Here is a 14,172-nt window from a genome sequence, read left to right as displayed (position 1 = left end):
CTGGCGATAACTTTCCGGCATGAAAGCCATGGTCTCGCTGCGCCAGGTCGAAGCCTTCCATGCCATCGTCGAGGCCGGCAGCTTCGCCGCCGCGGCCACGGCGCTCGGCACCACGCAGCCGGCGATCTCCAAGCGCATCGTCGAGCTGGAAGCCGATCTGGGCTTTCCGCTGTTCGACCGCAGCGCGCGGCCGCCGCAGCTGACGCGGCATGGGCATGCCCTGCTGCCGCTCTGCGCCGAGATGCTGGCGCTCAGGACGCGGATGCGCGCGACGCTGGACGATCCGGCGGAATATGCCGGCCAGTTCCGCATCGGCATCACCGAGCTGGTGGCGCTGACTGTGCTGCCGGCGCTGATCGGCCGGATCCGCGCGCGGCTGCCGCATATCCGCCTGCGCACCGAGGTGAAGCTGGCCGAGGACCTGCACCAGGATTTGCTGGACCGGCGCAGCGACATGGCGATCGCGCCGGGGCCGCCGCCGGGCGGGCTGCTGCATGCGCGCAAGGTGGCCAGCCTGGAGCTGGCCTGGATGGCCGGCGCCAGCCTCGGGCCGCTGCCGCCCGGGCCGCTGCCGGCCGCCGCCCTGGCGCGCTTCCCGCTGCTGGCGCAGACCCAGCGCTCCGGCCTGCAGGCGGTGGTCAATGAGTGGCTGCTGGAGAACGGCCAGCGGCCGCAGCTGATCCTGGCCTGCAACAGCCTGACCGCGCTGTCGGGCATGACCATCGCCGGGCTCGGCATCGCGCTGATGCCGCGGACGCAGTTCCTGCCGAAAGTCGCCTCGGGCCAGCTGCGCATCATCGAGACCACGCCGCCGATGCCGCGGCTCGACTACCACGTGCTCTACCCGGCCTCGGGGCTGGAGGCGGTGGCGGGGATCGTGGCCGAGGAAGTCGCGGCGGTCGGGCCGGGGCTCGGCTGATCCTGGCTGCGGCATGGCCGGAAGATGGACGCGGCGCGCGGGTGGCGGCGAATAGCCGGCATCAGCAGCGGGAATTGGGCAGGCGGCGCGGCCAGGCCCAGTCTCTGCTGCAGACGCCGAGGCATCCTGCCCCGACCTTTCAGGAGCTGCCTGTCATGTCCTTCTCCGACCTCACCATGGCGATCGTCCACCTGCCCTGGGCCCCGGCCCCGCAGCCCCAGGGCACCCAGGCCCCGGGCCGGGCCCGGCCCGCCTCGCGGACCGTCTGACCGGCCTTCCCCCCTCCTCCCCCCTTGCTGCCCGGAACCGGCCGCCTGACGCCCTGCGTCAGGCGGCCACCTCCATGCCGGCGCTCAGGCTGCGGGTGATGCCGGCGACATCGACCGAGGCCGCCTGCATGTTGGAGGAAATCTCCTGGGTGGCGTTGCCCTGCTCCTCCACCGCGCCGACCGCGGCGCCGACATAGTCGAGCAGCGAGTCCACCGAGCCGGCGATGGCCTGCAGCGCCGTGCCGACCTCGGCCGAGACCGACTGCATCGCCTCGATATTCTCCGCCACCTGCTGGGTCGCGGCCGTCGTCTGGTTGGCGAGCTGCTTCACCTCGTGCGCGACCACGGCGAAGCCGCGGCCCGCCTCGCCGGCGCGGGCGGATTCGATGGTGGCGTTCAGCGACAGCAGGCTGATCTGCGAGGCGATGGCGCGGATCAGCTGCACCACCCGGTCCATCGCCGCCGCCGCCGCTTGCAGCCGGCGCGTCGCCTGGTCGGCATCGGTGGCCTTGCGGGTGATGTCCTGCACCACCGTCTGCGAGCGCCGCATGGTCTCCGAGATCTGCGCGGCGGAGGCGCTCATCTGCTCCACCGCCGCGGCCACCGACTGCACGTTGCTCAGCGTCTGCCCGGCGAAGGTGATGGCCTGGGCGCGCGACTGCATGCGGGCGGTGATGTCGGAGGCGTATTTCACCACCTTCCAGGGCCGGCCGTTGAGGTCGAGGATCGGGTTGTAGGTGGCGCTGATCCAGACCACGCGGCCGCCCTGGCCGATCCGCTTGTAGACCGCCGAGTGGAATTCGCCGCGCCGCAGCTTCGACCAGAATTCCTGGTAGTCCTGGCTCTCCGCCAGGCCGGGCTCGACGAACAGGCTGTGGTGGCGGCCGACCACCTCGGCCTCGGCATAGCCCATGGCCTGCAGGAAGTTGTGGTTGGCCTGCAGCACCTGGCCTGCCATGTCGAACTGGATCACCGCCTGCGACTTGTTGATGGCGTCGATCTGGCCCTCGAAATCGGCTGTGCGCAGCTTGCTTTCGGTGATGTCGGTGGCGAACTTGATCACCTCCACCGGCGTGCCGTCCAGGCCCAGCACCGGGGTGTAGGTGGCCAGGATCCAGACCTCGCGCCCGCCCTTGCCCAGCCGCTTGTACTCGGCGCGCTGGAATTCGCCGCGCCGCAGCCGGGCCCAGAAGGCATCGTATTCGCCGCTGCTGGCCTGCTCCGGCGTCACGCACATCCGGTGGTTCTGGCCGACCACCTCCTGCAGCGAATAGCCCATCATCTGCAGGAAGATGTCATTGGCCTGGGTGATCGTGCCGTCCATGCGGAAATGGATCACCGCCTGGGAGCGGTGGACCGAGGCCACCTGGGCGCCATCGGCGATCGAGCGGCGCTTCGCCTCGGTCACGTCGGTGGCGAACTTCGCCACGCCGACCGGCCGGCCGCGGCGGTTCAGGATCGGCGTGTAGCTGGCCTGGATCCAGACCTCGCGGCCGCCCTTGGCCAGGCGGCGGAACTCGGCATTGCGGTGCTCGCCGCGGCGCAGCGCGTCCCAGAAATCGCGATAGGCCGCCGACTGCGCCTCGCGCGGGTCGACGAAGAGGCGGTGGTGCTGGCCGCGGATCTCGGCCGGCGTGTAGCCCATCGCCTTGAGGAAATTGTCGTTGGCGCGGCGGATGGTGCCGTCGAGGGCGAATTCGATGATCGCCTGGGAGCGGCCCGCTGCCTCCAGCAGGGCACGCTCGGGGCAGAAGCGCGAGAAGAGACTGAACATCCGGCGATCGATCCCACCAGGAAAACGGGTCGGATCAGTATCGTCACGAAATCGTGAACAGCTTGTGGCCGGAAGCCTGGCCTTTGCCCACCCCGCTGGCCTGGTCGGCTTGTCCGGCCCGGCGCGCGCTGGCTAGGCTGGTCCGGCGGGATATCGCGAGGGAGAGACGGCATGGCGGATGGCAACGGCTACGGGCGTTTCGGCAGCGGCCAGAAGGTGCGGCGGATCGAGGACAAGGCGCTGCTGGAAGGCCTCGGCCGTTTCACCGGCGACCTGGCGCCGGAGCGCCAGGCGCATCTGTATTTCCTGCGCTCGCCGCATGCCCATGCGCGGATCGTGGCGATCGATGCGGCGCCGGCCCTGGCCATGCCCGGCGTGCTGGCAGTGATCACCGGCGACGACCTGGCGGCGGCCGGCGTCAAGCCGATGGCCGTCACCCTGCCCTTCAAGCGGCCGGGCGGCGCGCCGCTGGGGGCGCCGGCACAGCCGCTGCTGGCGCGCGGCACGGTGCGCTTCGTCGGCGACGCGGTCGCCGCCGTCATCGCCGAGACGCCCGCCCTGGCGCGCGATGCCGCCGAGGCGATCGAGGTCGAGTACGAGGACCTGCCGGCCGCCATCGGCCTGTCCCGCGCCGCCGCCGCGGACGCACCCGCCCTGTGGGAGGGCGGCAACATCGTCGCCGAGACCCAGTATGGCGATGCCGCGGCGACCGCGGCGGCCTTTGCCGGCGCCGCCCATGTCGTCTCGCTCGATCTGGTGAACCAGCGGCTGGCGCCGGTCTCGATGGAGCCGCGCGTGGTGCTGGCCGCGCATGACGCGGCGACCGGCCGGGTCACCGTGACGATGAGCAGCCAGATGCCCTCCGGCGCGCGGGATGCCATCCGCGACCTGCTGAACCTGCCCGAGGGCAGCGTGCGCGTGCTGGTCGGCGATGTCGGTGGCGGCTTCGGCATGAAGACCGGCCTCTATCCGGAGGATGCGGTGGTCGCCTTCGCCGCGCGCCAGGTCGGCCGCCCGGTGAAATGGGCCGCCACCCGGATGGAGGATTTCCTGGCCGCCCTGCATGGCCGGGATACCGAGAGCCATGCCGAGCTGGCCCTGGACGCGCAGGGAAAAGTGCTGGGCTTCCGGGTGCGGACGCTGGCCGATATGGGCGCCTATCCGCGCAATTCCGGCATCGCCATCCAGCTGCTGATCGGCCCCTGGGTCTCGACCAGCATCTATGACATCGGCGTGGTCGATTTCCGCTTCACCGCGGTGATGACCAACACGGCGCCGACCGGCCCCTATCGCGGCGCCGGAAGGCCGGAGGCGATCTACCTGATCGAGCGGCTGATGGATGTCGCCGCCCGCCGCATGGGGATTGATCCGGCGGAGCTCCGCCGCCGCAACATGATCCGCCCCGAGCTGATGCCCTACAAGAATGCCATGGGCCAGACCTATGACAGCGGCGCCTTCGAGAAGATGCTGGACCAGGGGCTGACGCTGGCGGACTGGGACGGCTTCGAGGCGCGTGCCCGCGCCTCGGCGGCCAACGGAAAGAAACGCGGCCGCGGCATCGCCACCTTCCTGGAATGGACCGGCGGCAATGTCTTCGAGGAGCGGGTGACGGTCGCGGTGCAGGGCGACGGCGCCATCGAGATCTATGCCACCACCCAGGCGATGGGCCAGGGCATCGCCACCAGCTACGCCCAGCTCGCCGTCGACGTCTTCGGCGTGCCGCTGGAGAAGATCCGCGTGGTCTTCGGCGACAGCGACCGCGGCAGCGGCTTCGGCAGCGCCGGCTCGCGCTCGCTGTTCACCGCCGGCTCGGCCGTGAAGGTCGCCGCCGACCGGACGGTCGACAAGGCGAAGGAGCTGGCCTCGGAGGCGCTGGAGGTCTCGGCCGGCGACCTGGAATACCAGCAGGGCCGCATCCAGCTGGCCGGCACCGACCGCGGCATCGACCTGTTCGAGCTGGCGGCGCGCCAGCCGGAGGGCCGCATCTTCATCGACAGCACCAGCAGCGTCTCCGGCCCCACCTGGCCGAATGGCTGCCACATCTGCGAGGTGGAGGTCGATGCCGAGACCGGCGACGTCGCCATCCTGTCCTATGTCTCGGTCAATGATGCCGGCCGGGTGGTCAATCCGATGATCGTCGAGGGGCAGATCGCCGGCGGCGCGCTGCAGGGCCTCGGCCAGGCGCTGTGCGAGCAGGTGGTCTACGACCCGGAGACCGGCCAGCCGCTCTCGGCCAGCTTCATGGACTATGCCATGCCGCGGGCCGGGCTGGTGGCGGGCTATGTCACCGCGCTCGACCAGTCGGTGCCCTGCCGCACCAACCCGCTCGGCGTGAAGGGGGTGGGCGAGCTCGGCACCATCGGCGCGACCCCTGCCCTGGTCAACGCGGTGGCCGATGCCCTGGCGCGGGCCGGGAAGCGCGAAGCGGCCGACACGCTGCAGATGCCGCTGACGCCGCCGCGGGTCTGGGCGCTGATGGGGAGCTAGAGCCGCCCGGCGCGAAGCTGCTCCCGCCAGGCGGCGGCGCGCTCCTCGCGCGGCCGCCTGGCGAGCGGACCCTCGCCCTCCTCGACCGCCTCCAGCACCTCGAAGGCGAAGGCCGCGCCGCCGCGCGCGGCCCAGGCGCGCTGCAGCCCGGGATCGGGATGCGTGCCGCGGTCGAGGGTGAAGGCCAGCCGGTTGCGCACCGTCGCCAGGTCCGGCCAGTGGCCGACCCAGCTTTCGCCGGTCGCGGCGCAATGCAGGCGATAGACGCCGCCCACCACCTTCCGCTCCTTCCAGGCCGCCACGGCGGCCCGTCTTGCTGCCTGGTCCAAGGCTATGCTCCTCATTTTTACCCTGGTAAATCTCCTAGAGGTATTTATACCCGGGTGTAAATAGGGATGTGCTGATCATGAGCGACCGCCGCTGCGCCGCCTTCCTCGGAACCCGCAAGCTTGCCGAAGGGCCGCTGGCCGAGGTCGCGCTCGCCGTCCAGGCCGCCGCCGCCGGGGCCGCGGCGCCCCTGCTGGTCTTCGAGGAGGCCAGCGGCCGGGTCATCGACCTCGACCTGCGCGGCACGCCGGCGGAGCTCCGCGCCCGGCTGGAAGCGCCGCGCGGCAAGGGCCGGCCGAAGCTCGGCGTGACCTCGCGGGAGGTGACACTGCTGCCACGGCACTGGGACTGGCTGGCGGCGCAGCCCGGCGGCGCCTCGGTGACCCTGCGCAAGCTGGTCGAGCAGGCCCGGCGCGATCCGGTCCAGCAGCGGCGCGCGGCGCAGGAGGCGGCCTATCGCTTCCTCTCGGCCATCGCCGGCGACCTGCCCGGCTTCGAGGAGGCCAGCCGCGCCCTCTTCGCCCATGACCGCGAGGCGCTGGAAGAGAGGATGGCCGCCTGGCCGGGCGACGTGGCGGCGCATGCGCTGCGGCTGCTGGACGCCGCGCCGGATCGCTGAGCCGCGCCGGCCGATCCTAAGCCGGCCGGTCTCGTGCGGGCCGGGTGGCGTCGCTGCTGCGCTGAGCCCATAACCGGCCGATGTTGACGCTCCGCCAGATCGAGGTGCTGCGCGCGGTGCTGCAGGCGGGCTCGCTCGCCGGCGCGGCGCGCGGGCTCGGCATCGCCCAGCCGACGGTGACCCGCATCGTCCGGCGGATGGAGGATGTGCTCGGCCTGGCGCTGTTCGACCGCCGCGGCGGCCGGCTGCACCCGACCGCCGAGGCGCGCCGCATGCTGGGCGAGATCGACCGTGCCTATGACGCGCTGCGCCGGGCGGTCGACGACGCGGCGCGGCGCGCCCGGCTGGGCGGCGAGCGCTTCGAGGTCGGCGTCTCGCCCAGCCTCGGCCGCGCCCTGGTGCCGGAAGCCCTGGCCGGGCTGTCGCGGGCGGCGCCGGGGCTGGCGCTGCGGCTCGACGTGCTCTCGGTCAGCCAGGTCGGGCCCTATCTGACCGAGGGCACCGGCGAGGTCGCGGTCACCCTCTTCCCCGTCCGGCAGGCCGGCATCCACAGCCAGCACATCGGCCAGGGCCGGCTGGTGGCGCTGGTGCCGCGCGGCTGGCCGCTGGCCGGGCGGGCGCGGCTGGCGCCGGAGGATCTCGCCGGCCAGCCGCTCGCCGTCTTCGACCCGCAGGCGGTGCATGGCCGGATGGTCGACGGCTTCCTGGGCGCGGTGGCGCCGGGGACGCGGCACCTGGTGCGCTTCGCCGAATCCGCCGCCGCCCTGGCCGAGGCCGGCATCGCCATCGCGCTGATCGATGCCTTCAGCGCCATGGCCATCCGCCCTGAACTGGTGGCGGTGCGGCCGACCACCGCCGCGGCGCGCTTCGACGTCTATCTGCACCGCGTGCTGGACCGGTTGCAGGCCCGGCTGCTGCCGGATTTCGAGGCGCTGCTGGCGGAGGGCATCCGCGCCGTCGAGGCCCGGCTGCCTCTGCCCTGAGGGCATACCCCCTGCCCGCTTTGGCCGTTGCGCGGGGTGGTGGCGCGGCGCAATCAGCCGGAAAAACCCGGCCCCCAGACCCTGCTGCCTCCGGAGGAATTACGCCCATGCTCACCCGCCGCGCCACGCTGGCCCTTGCCCCCGCGCTTCCGCTTGCGACGCTCGCCGCCCCTGCCCTGGCGCAGGGCGCCTGGCCGGCCCGCCCGCCCAGCATCATCGTCCCCTTCGCGGCCGGCGGCGGCGTCGACGTCGCCACCCGCACCATTGCCGAGGCCGCTGGCACCCCGCTCGGCCGCCGCCCGGTGATCGAGAACCGCGGCGGCGGCAGCACCATCCCGGCCACCCAGGCGGTGGTCCGCGCCGCCCCCGACGGCTACACCCTGCTGGCGGTGCCGACCACCACGGTGATCAACCCGGCCTTCCGCACCGACCTGCCCTATGACTGGCGGCGCGAGCTGACGCCGGTCGCCCTGCTGGCCAAGCTGCCCTTCGTCGTGGTGACGCGCGCCGCCTCCCCGGTGAAGACCATGCCGGAGCTGGCCGAGTTTGTGCGCAAGTCGGGCGAGCCGCTGACCTTCGGCTCCGGCGGCAGCGGCACGGTGGCGCATCTGGCCGGCGAGTTCTTCGGCCTGCGCGCCCAGGTGCCGACCCAGCACGTGCCCTATCGCGGCGAGGCGCCGGCGCTGACCGACACCCTGGCCGGCACGCTGGAGGTGATGTTCTGCACCCTGGCCTCGGCCGCCGGGCAGATCCAGAGCGGCGCGCTGCGGGCGCTGGCCGTCACCGTGGCGCAGCGCGTGCCCAGCCTGCCCGAGGTGCCGACCGTCGCCGAGCAGGGCCTCGCCGGCTACGACGTCTCCGCCTGGGTCGGGCTGGCCGGGCCGAAGGACCTGCCGGCCGAGCCGGTGGCGAAGCTCGACAGCGCCTTCGCCGCCGCCCTGCAGGAGGGCGCGGTGAAGGAGCGGCTCGGGCTGCTCGGCGCCGTCCCCGCCGCGATGGGCCCGGCCGAGTTCGGCGCCTTCATGGAGGCCGAGGCGAAGCTCTGGGCGCAGGTGATCACCGACGCCAAGGTGCGGATCGACTGATGCTGGCGCTGCGCAAGACCGCCGCTGCCCCGGGGCTCGACTTCGCCACCCTGGCGCGGCCCGAGCCCGCCGCCGGCGAGGTGCTGGTCGCCGTCGAGGCGGCCGGCATCTGCGGCACCGACCTGCACATCGCCGACTGGACCGCCGGCTATGAGAGCATGACGGCGGCCATGCCGGTGACCATCGGCCATGAATTCGCCGGTGTCATCGCCGCCCTCGGGGAGGGGGTGTCCGGCTGGACGGCCGGCCAGCGGGTGACGGTGCGGCCCTCCACCGTCTGCGGCCACTGCGCCGCCTGCCGCGGCGGCGACCCGGATGGCTGCACCCAGCGCCGCGGCATCGGCATCGGCCGCGACGGCGCCTTCGCCAGCCATGTCCGGGTGCCCTCGCTGAACTGCGTCGCCCTGCCCGAGGGGCTGGATGCCGAGCTGGCGGCGATGACCGAGCCGCTGAGTGTCTCGCTGCATGCCGCCGAACTGCCGGCGATCCGGCCGGGCGAGCGGGTGCTCGTCCTCGGCCCCGGCCCGATCGGCCTCGGGATTGCCTTCTTTGCCGCCCTCGCCGGGGCGGAGGTCACCCTGGCCGGGGTGCGGGACGCGCCGCGGCTGGCGCTGGCGCGCTCGCTCGGCGGCATCGCGACCATCGACCTGGCCGAGGGCTCGCTCGGCGAGCAGGGCTTCGACGTGGTGATCGAGGCTGCCGGCGTCGCCGCGGCGGTGACCGAGGGGCTGGCCCGGCTGCGCCGCGGCGGGCGCTTCGTGGTGGCCGGCATCCATGCCCGCCCGGCGCCGCTCGACCTGACCCGGCTGGTGCGAATGGAGCAGACGCTGTTCGGCGCCTATCGCGCGCCGATCGCCGACTGGCCGCGCGTGCTCTCCCTGCTGTCGCGCCACGCTGAGACGGCGCGGAAGATGATCACCCACCGGCTGCCGCTGGAGCGCGCGACAGAAGGCTTCGACCTGCTGCGCGCCCGCGAGGGCAGCAAGGTCATCCTGCGGCCATGAGCGACTTCCTGGCGCTGTGGAATGGCGTGCGGCCCGAGCGCATGGCCGAATACGAGGCCTGGCACAGCACCGAGCACATGCCGGAGCGGCTCGGCGCCCCGGGCTTCCTCGGCGCGCATCGCTACCGCGCCGAGCAGGGCACCGACTTCTTCACGCTCTACACGCTGGACAGCCTGGCGGCGCTGAAGACCCCGGCATACGCCGCGCTGATGGCCGAGCCGACCCGCTGGTCGGCGCGGATGCGGCCGCATCTGACCGGCTTCCGCCGCCTGCCGGCCACCGGCCTGCTGGTGGCGCGCCGCAGCCAGGGCGGCGCCATGGCGATGCTGCGCTTCGCCCGGCCGCTCGCCGAGTTCCAGGCGCTGCTGCCCCGGCTGCAGGCGCTGCTGGAGGCCGGCACGCTGACCGGGGTGGTGCTGGGTGGCAGCACGGCGCCGGGCGCGGCCTATCCGGTCTTCCCCGACGCGCCGCCGCCGGGGGTGGAGACGCTGCTGCTGCTGGAGGGCACCGAGCCGGTGGCGCTCGACGCCCTGGCGCTGGACCTCGCCGCTGCCTGGGAGGCACCGCCGCCCCGCCCCTGGCGCCTGCTGCAGCATCTCCGCCGCGCCGAGCTGCCCGACCCGGCGCTGCCCCGCCAGCCTCCGCGCGACGATCTTTTCCTCGCCTGGTCGCGCTGAAGAAAAGCTGCAGGATCAGGTGTCTATCGCGGCTTCCTCAATGAAGGAAAGAAGCTCGGCCCGGCGCGGCAGGCCGGCCCGGGCGCCCGGCTGGCGGCATTTCAGCGCCGCCGCGGCCGTCGCCAGGCGCAGCGCGGCCTCTGCCGCCAGCCCGCCGGCCAGCGCCCAGGCGAAGCCGCCATGGAAGGCGTCGCCGGCGCCGTTGGTGTCCACCACCTCGACCGCGAAGCCCGGCTGGTGCCGGAGCCCGCCCTCGCCCTCCTGCCAGGCGTAGCCCGCGGCGCCCCGCGTCACCCCGGCATGGCGCGGCCCAGCCGCCCGCACCGCCGCCAGCGCGACCTCCACCGGGGCGGCGTTGAACTCCGCCAGCCCGCCCTCGGAAAACAGGGCGTAGTCGGTCAGGGCCAGCAGCGGGCGCAGGTCGGCGATGTCGGAGACATCGGCGTCCAGGATGGTCGCCACCCCGGCCGCCCTGGCCGCCGCGAACAGCGCCATCGCCCCCTCGATCCAGCGCAGATCGGCCAGCACGGCATCGGCGCCCGCCACCTGCCCGATGGGAAGGAAAGCGGGATCGGCGTCCAGCCGGTCGCCATCGTGATGCGCCAGCAGCCGCTCGCCGGCGGCGTCGATGATCACCGCGGATGTCGCCGAGACCGCGCCGGCGACGCAGCGCAGCCCATCGGTCGCGACGCCCTCGGCTTCCAGGCTGGCACGGATCTCCGCGCCCGGCGCGTCGTCGCCGACCCGGCCCCAGAGCGACACCCGCGCCCCCAGCCGCGCCGCGGCCACCGCGGCGGAGGAGGCCATGCCGCCGCCATTGGCGAAAGCGGCCAACGCCTTGACCTTGCGGGGGCCGGGCGGGAAGCGCTCGATGACATAGGAGCGGTCGAGCGTCGCATGCCCCAGGCAGATGATGCGGGGCGCGGGGTTGGGTGGCAGCATGGGCGGATCCGGCGGCGTCAGGCGGTTATCGGAGCCTGGGCGGCGGCCGGCGGCAAGCCCCCCGGCAGGTTTCCGGTCGGGCCGCCGGCCGTGGCGATGTCGCGTCCGGCCTCCGCCAGCGCCGCCGCCAGGCTGCGCGCCAGCTTCTCGCGCGCGCCGCGCGCCAGCACCAGGCCGACGACGCGGTCATAGGCGCCATCCCCCACCGCGATGCGGCGGATCGGCTGGCCGGCCGGCGGCTTGATGCCCCAGTCGGGCAGCAGCGAGACGCCGAGGCCCTGCGCCACCAGGATGACGATCGCCTCCTGCGCATCCAGCTCGAACAGCTCGCGCAGCGGCAGCGCCAGGTCGCGCAGCGCCCGGTTGACCAGCCGCCCGCTCCAGGCGGCGCGGTCCATGCGGATCAGCGGCGCGGCGGCGAGCAGCTCGGCCGCCGTGCGGCCGGGCATGGAAGCGGGCGCGATCAGCGTCATCGGCTCCCGCCGCACCGGATGCCAGTCGAGGCTCTTGGGAAGAGAGAAATGCGGCTCGACGATCAGCGCGCAATCCAGCTCGCCCGCCTCCAGCATGCGGTAGAGCAGCGCCGAGGTGCCGGGCAGCACCTTGATCTCCATGCGAGGGTGCCGCTCGGCCATGCGCTTCAGCGCCGGCGGCACCAGGCTGATCAGCGCGGTCGAGATCGCGCCGACGCGCAGCTGGCCACGCAGCTCGCCGAGCTGCACCCGGGTGCGCAGCGCCTCGACGCGGGCCAGGATCTCGGCGGCCGGCTCCAGGATCGCCTGGCCGGCCTCGGTCAGCACCAGGCTGCGGCCGCGGCGGGTCAGCAGCGGCGCGCCCAGCTCGCGCTCCAGCGCCGCCACCTGCTCGGCCACCGTCGCATGGGCAAGGCCGAGGCGCCGGGCGGCGGCGGCCAGCGAGCCGGCCTCGGCGACGGTGCAGAGGGTGGCCAGGAAGCGGGTGTTCATGCCGCCCCGCTGCCATGCGGAAGGCCCCTCGTCCAGGCCGGATGACGGAAAATCCGTCCGGTGAAGACGGTGCCGAGGGGGGTTTACCCGCGATGCCGCCTTGGCCAGGATCGCGCCCGGAAAACGCCAGGCAGGAGACACGCCATGCTCGACCACACCGCCAAGGGGGTCTACCCCATCGCCCCCACCCCCTTCGATGCCGAGGGGCGGATCGACTATGCCTCGGTCGACCGGATGACCGACTTCTACCTGGCATGCGGCAGCACCGGCATGACCGTGCTGGGCGTGATGGGCGAGGCCCCGAAGCTGGACGGCGCCGAGGCGCTGGAACTCGCCACCCGCTTCATCGCCCGCGCCAAGGGCATCCCCGTCATCGTCGGCGTCTCCGCCCCGGGCTTCGCCGCCATGCGGACCCTCGCCCGCGCGGCGATGGACAAGGGTGCCGCCGGCGTGATGATCGCGCCGCCCAACACGCTGCGCACTGACGACCAGATCGTCACCTATTACCGCCAGGCCAGCGAGGCGATCGGCGAGGAGATCCCCTTCGTCATCCAGGACTTCCCGCAGACCTTCTCCGTCGTCATGACGCCCGGCGTCATCCGCCGCATCGTCCAGGATAATTCTGCGTGTGTGATGCTGAAGCACGAGGACTGGCCCGGCCTCGAGAAGATCTCGACGCTGCGCGGCTTCCAGGCGGATGGCTCGATGAAGCCGATCTCGATCCTCTGCGGCAATGGCGGGTTGTTCCTCGACTTCGAGGTCGAGCGCGGCGCCGATGGCGCGATGACCGGCTATGCCTTCCCGGACATGCTCTGCGACATCGTCCGCCTGCAGGCCGAGGGCAAGCGCGACGAGGCGCATGACCTGTTCGACGGCCACCTCCCCCTGCTCCGCTACGAGCAGCAGCAGGGCCCGACGGGTCTCGCCGTGCGCAAGTATGTCATGGCCCGCCGCGGCATCATCGCCTCCGACGCGCAGCGCAAGCCGGGCGCGGCGCTCACCGCCAAGGCGAAGGCCGAGGTCGAGTACCTGCTGTCCCGCGTGGCGAAGCACGACCCGCGCGCCGGCAAGCTGGGCTGACCATGGCGCCGATCACCGTCCTGGAGCCGGAAGCGCTCTATCCTGACGACACCTTCGAGACGCCGATCTTCGGCGGGCGCGTTTCTCTGCATCGGGGCGGTGGGCTCGGCAGCTATGACGCGCTGCCGCCGGCGCTGGCCGAGCAGGCGGAAGGCCTCTTCGTCTTTCGCAACTGGCTGACCGCGGACGACCTGAAGCGCTTTCCCAAGCTGAAGGTCGTGGTGCGCCTCGGCGTCGGCTATGACCGCGTCGACCGCGCCGCCTGCGCGGCGCGCGGCATCAAGGTCTGCAACGTGCCCGACTACGGCACCTCGGAGATCGCCGACCACGCCATCGCCATGACCCTGGCGCTGCGCCGCGGGCTGCTGCTGCACCATGACGTGCAGCGCAGCGACCCGCCGGCGGCCTGGAACTACCTGGACGCGCCGGTGATCCGCCGGCTCAACGTGCAGAATTTCGGCATCGTCGGGCTGGGGCGCATCGGCACCGCGGTCGCGCTGCGCGCCAAGGCGCTGGGCTTCAAGGTCTTCTTCTATGATCCGAAGCTGCCCAACGGGGTGGATCGGGCGCTTGGCATCAACCGCTGCCGCAGCCTGGCGGAGCTGCTTCCCCAGTCGGACGTGCTGTCGCTGCACTGCCTGCTGACGAAGGAGACGCGCGGCCTGATCGGCGCCGCCGAACTGGCGCAGCTGCCGAAGGATGCCGTGCTGATCAACACCGCCCGCGGTCCGGTGCTGGACCTCGACGCGGTCGAGGCCAATCTGCGCAGCGGGCACCTCGCCGGCGCCGGCCTCGACGTGCTGCCGGTCGAGCCGGTCCCCCTGCCCGAGCCGCCGCTGCTGCAGGCCTATCGGGCGCGGGAGGAATGGCTGCGCGGCCGGCTGATCATCACGCCGCACAGCGCCTTCCACGCGCCGGAATCGCTGCTCGACATCCGGGTGAAGGGTGCCGAGACCATGCGCGACGTTCTGCTGGATGGCCTGTCGACCAACGTCATCCCGCCTGAAGCCGACTGACTGACAGCCGGGCGGGCCTGCGAAG

The 14,172-nt window shown here is 72.9% G+C and carries 13 protein-coding genes; 9 read left to right on the top strand and 4 right to left on the bottom strand.

The features are described 5' to 3' along the window. Nucleotides 1-19 precede the first annotated feature (19 nt). Nucleotides 20-919, top strand: coding sequence for a LysR family transcriptional regulator (locus WFI16_RS15745; protein WP_419898778.1), 900 nt, complete (start codon nucleotides 20-22; stop codon nucleotides 917-919). Nucleotides 920-1,246: 327 nt separating this feature from the next. Here WFI16_RS15745 and WFI16_RS15740 read toward each other — a convergent pair whose 3' ends face one another. Next, nucleotides 1,247-2,962 (bottom strand): methyl-accepting chemotaxis protein, encoded by a 1,716-nt coding sequence (locus tag WFI16_RS15740; RefSeq protein WP_419898777.1) that lies wholly within the window; start codon nucleotides 2,960-2,962, stop codon nucleotides 1,247-1,249. A gap of 171 nt (nucleotides 2,963-3,133) precedes the next feature. Here WFI16_RS15740 and WFI16_RS15735 point away from each other — a divergent pair, with 171 nt between their 5' ends. Continuing rightward, nucleotides 3,134-5,449 carry a xanthine dehydrogenase family protein molybdopterin-binding subunit gene (locus tag WFI16_RS15735; protein WP_419898776.1) on the top strand — a complete coding sequence of 772 codons (2,316 nt, stop codon included), beginning with the start codon at nucleotides 3,134-3,136 and terminating at the stop codon, nucleotides 5,447-5,449. Here WFI16_RS15735 and WFI16_RS15730 read toward each other — a convergent pair. Then, the gene (locus WFI16_RS15730; RefSeq protein ID WP_419898775.1) at nucleotides 5,446-5,751 is read right to left on the bottom strand and encodes a GIY-YIG nuclease family protein; all 306 of its coding nucleotides are present in this window, start codon (nucleotides 5,749-5,751) and stop codon (nucleotides 5,446-5,448) included. The genes WFI16_RS15735 and WFI16_RS15730 overlap by 4 nt on opposite strands. A 104-nt stretch (nucleotides 5,752-5,855) precedes the next feature. Between WFI16_RS15730 and WFI16_RS15725 the strand changes: the two genes are divergently transcribed. The 5 genes from WFI16_RS15725 (at nucleotide 5,856) to WFI16_RS15705 (ending at nucleotide 10,144) form a co-directional block, all read left to right on the top strand. Continuing rightward, the gene (locus WFI16_RS15725) at nucleotides 5,856-6,395 is read left to right on the top strand and encodes a DUF2239 family protein (RefSeq protein ID WP_419898774.1); all 540 of its coding nucleotides are present in this window, start codon (nucleotides 5,856-5,858) and stop codon (nucleotides 6,393-6,395) included. An 80-nt stretch (nucleotides 6,396-6,475) separates the two neighbouring features. Further along, entirely contained in the window at nucleotides 6,476-7,378 is a 903-nt protein-coding gene (locus WFI16_RS15720; RefSeq protein WP_419898773.1) for a LysR family transcriptional regulator, read from the top strand. Nucleotides 7,379-7,485: 107 nt separating this feature from the next. Further along, complete coding sequence (locus WFI16_RS15715; RefSeq protein ID WP_419898772.1) at nucleotides 7,486-8,463, top strand: Bug family tripartite tricarboxylate transporter substrate binding protein; 978 nt, start codon at nucleotides 7,486-7,488, stop codon at nucleotides 8,461-8,463. After that, entirely contained in the window at nucleotides 8,463-9,467 is a 1,005-nt protein-coding gene (locus WFI16_RS15710) for a zinc-dependent alcohol dehydrogenase (RefSeq protein ID WP_419898771.1), read from the top strand. Before WFI16_RS15715 ends, WFI16_RS15710 begins: the two co-directional genes overlap by 1 nt. Continuing rightward, on the top strand, nucleotides 9,464-10,144 hold the full coding sequence (locus WFI16_RS15705; protein WP_419898770.1) for a hypothetical protein: 681 nt from the start codon (nucleotides 9,464-9,466) through the stop codon (nucleotides 10,142-10,144). Before WFI16_RS15710 ends, WFI16_RS15705 begins: the two co-directional genes overlap by 4 nt. A gap of 15 nt (nucleotides 10,145-10,159) precedes the next feature. Here the strand turns inward: WFI16_RS15705 and WFI16_RS15700 are convergent, their stop codons facing one another. Beyond that, a complete protein-coding gene (locus tag WFI16_RS15700) occupies nucleotides 10,160-11,086 on the bottom strand; it encodes a PfkB family carbohydrate kinase (RefSeq protein WP_419898769.1) in 927 nt (308 codons plus the stop codon). Nucleotides 11,087-11,103: 17 nt separating this feature from the next. Beyond that, nucleotides 11,104-12,051 (bottom strand): LysR substrate-binding domain-containing protein, encoded by a 948-nt coding sequence (locus tag WFI16_RS15695; protein WP_419898768.1) that lies wholly within the window; start codon nucleotides 12,049-12,051, stop codon nucleotides 11,104-11,106. 144 nt (nucleotides 12,052-12,195) lie between these two features. Here WFI16_RS15695 and WFI16_RS15690 point away from each other — a divergent pair, with 144 nt between their 5' ends. Together WFI16_RS15690 and WFI16_RS15685 are read left to right on the top strand one after the other, a co-directional pair. Continuing rightward, nucleotides 12,196-13,131 carry a dihydrodipicolinate synthase family protein gene (locus tag WFI16_RS15690; RefSeq protein ID WP_419898767.1) on the top strand — a complete coding sequence of 312 codons (936 nt, stop codon included), beginning with the start codon at nucleotides 12,196-12,198 and terminating at the stop codon, nucleotides 13,129-13,131. A gap of 2 nt (nucleotides 13,132-13,133) precedes the next feature. Beyond that, nucleotides 13,134-14,147 carry a C-terminal binding protein gene (locus WFI16_RS15685; protein WP_419898766.1) on the top strand — a complete coding sequence of 338 codons (1,014 nt, stop codon included), beginning with the start codon at nucleotides 13,134-13,136 and terminating at the stop codon, nucleotides 14,145-14,147. Nucleotides 14,148-14,172 lie beyond the last annotated feature (25 nt).

This window comes from Roseomonas sp. USHLN139 (assembly GCF_037145735.1).
Taxonomy (GTDB): domain Bacteria; phylum Pseudomonadota; class Alphaproteobacteria; order Acetobacterales; family Acetobacteraceae; genus Pseudoroseomonas.
Note: the sequence above shows the minus strand (reverse complement) of the source record. Positions and strands in the feature narration are given on the sequence as shown.

What these genes read in the sequence shown, in the direction of transcription:
- WFI16_RS15745 (WP_419898778.1), top strand. Translation starts at nt 20, where the DNA reads ATGAAAGCCATGGTCTCGCTGCGCCAGGTCGAAGCCTTCCATGCCATC.
- WFI16_RS15740 (WP_419898777.1), bottom strand. Translation starts at nt 2,962, where the DNA reads ATGTTCAGTCTCTTCTCGCGCTTCTGCCCCGAGCGTGCCCTGCTGGAG.
- WFI16_RS15735 (WP_419898776.1), top strand. Translation starts at nt 3,134, where the DNA reads ATGGCGGATGGCAACGGCTACGGGCGTTTCGGCAGCGGCCAGAAGGTG.
- WFI16_RS15725 (WP_419898774.1), top strand. Translation starts at nt 5,856, where the DNA reads ATGAGCGACCGCCGCTGCGCCGCCTTCCTCGGAACCCGCAAGCTTGCC.
- WFI16_RS15720 (WP_419898773.1), top strand. Translation starts at nt 6,476, where the DNA reads ATGTTGACGCTCCGCCAGATCGAGGTGCTGCGCGCGGTGCTGCAGGCG.
- WFI16_RS15715 (WP_419898772.1), top strand. Translation starts at nt 7,486, where the DNA reads ATGCTCACCCGCCGCGCCACGCTGGCCCTTGCCCCCGCGCTTCCGCTT.
- WFI16_RS15710 (WP_419898771.1), top strand. Translation starts at nt 8,463, where the DNA reads ATGCTGGCGCTGCGCAAGACCGCCGCTGCCCCGGGGCTCGACTTCGCC.
- WFI16_RS15705 (WP_419898770.1), top strand. Translation starts at nt 9,464, where the DNA reads ATGAGCGACTTCCTGGCGCTGTGGAATGGCGTGCGGCCCGAGCGCATG.
- WFI16_RS15700 (WP_419898769.1), bottom strand. Translation starts at nt 11,086, where the DNA reads ATGCTGCCACCCAACCCCGCGCCCCGCATCATCTGCCTGGGGCATGCG.
- WFI16_RS15695 (WP_419898768.1), bottom strand. Translation starts at nt 12,051, where the DNA reads ATGAACACCCGCTTCCTGGCCACCCTCTGCACCGTCGCCGAGGCCGGC.
- WFI16_RS15690 (WP_419898767.1), top strand. Translation starts at nt 12,196, where the DNA reads ATGCTCGACCACACCGCCAAGGGGGTCTACCCCATCGCCCCCACCCCC.
- WFI16_RS15685 (WP_419898766.1), top strand. Translation starts at nt 13,134, where the DNA reads ATGGCGCCGATCACCGTCCTGGAGCCGGAAGCGCTCTATCCTGACGAC.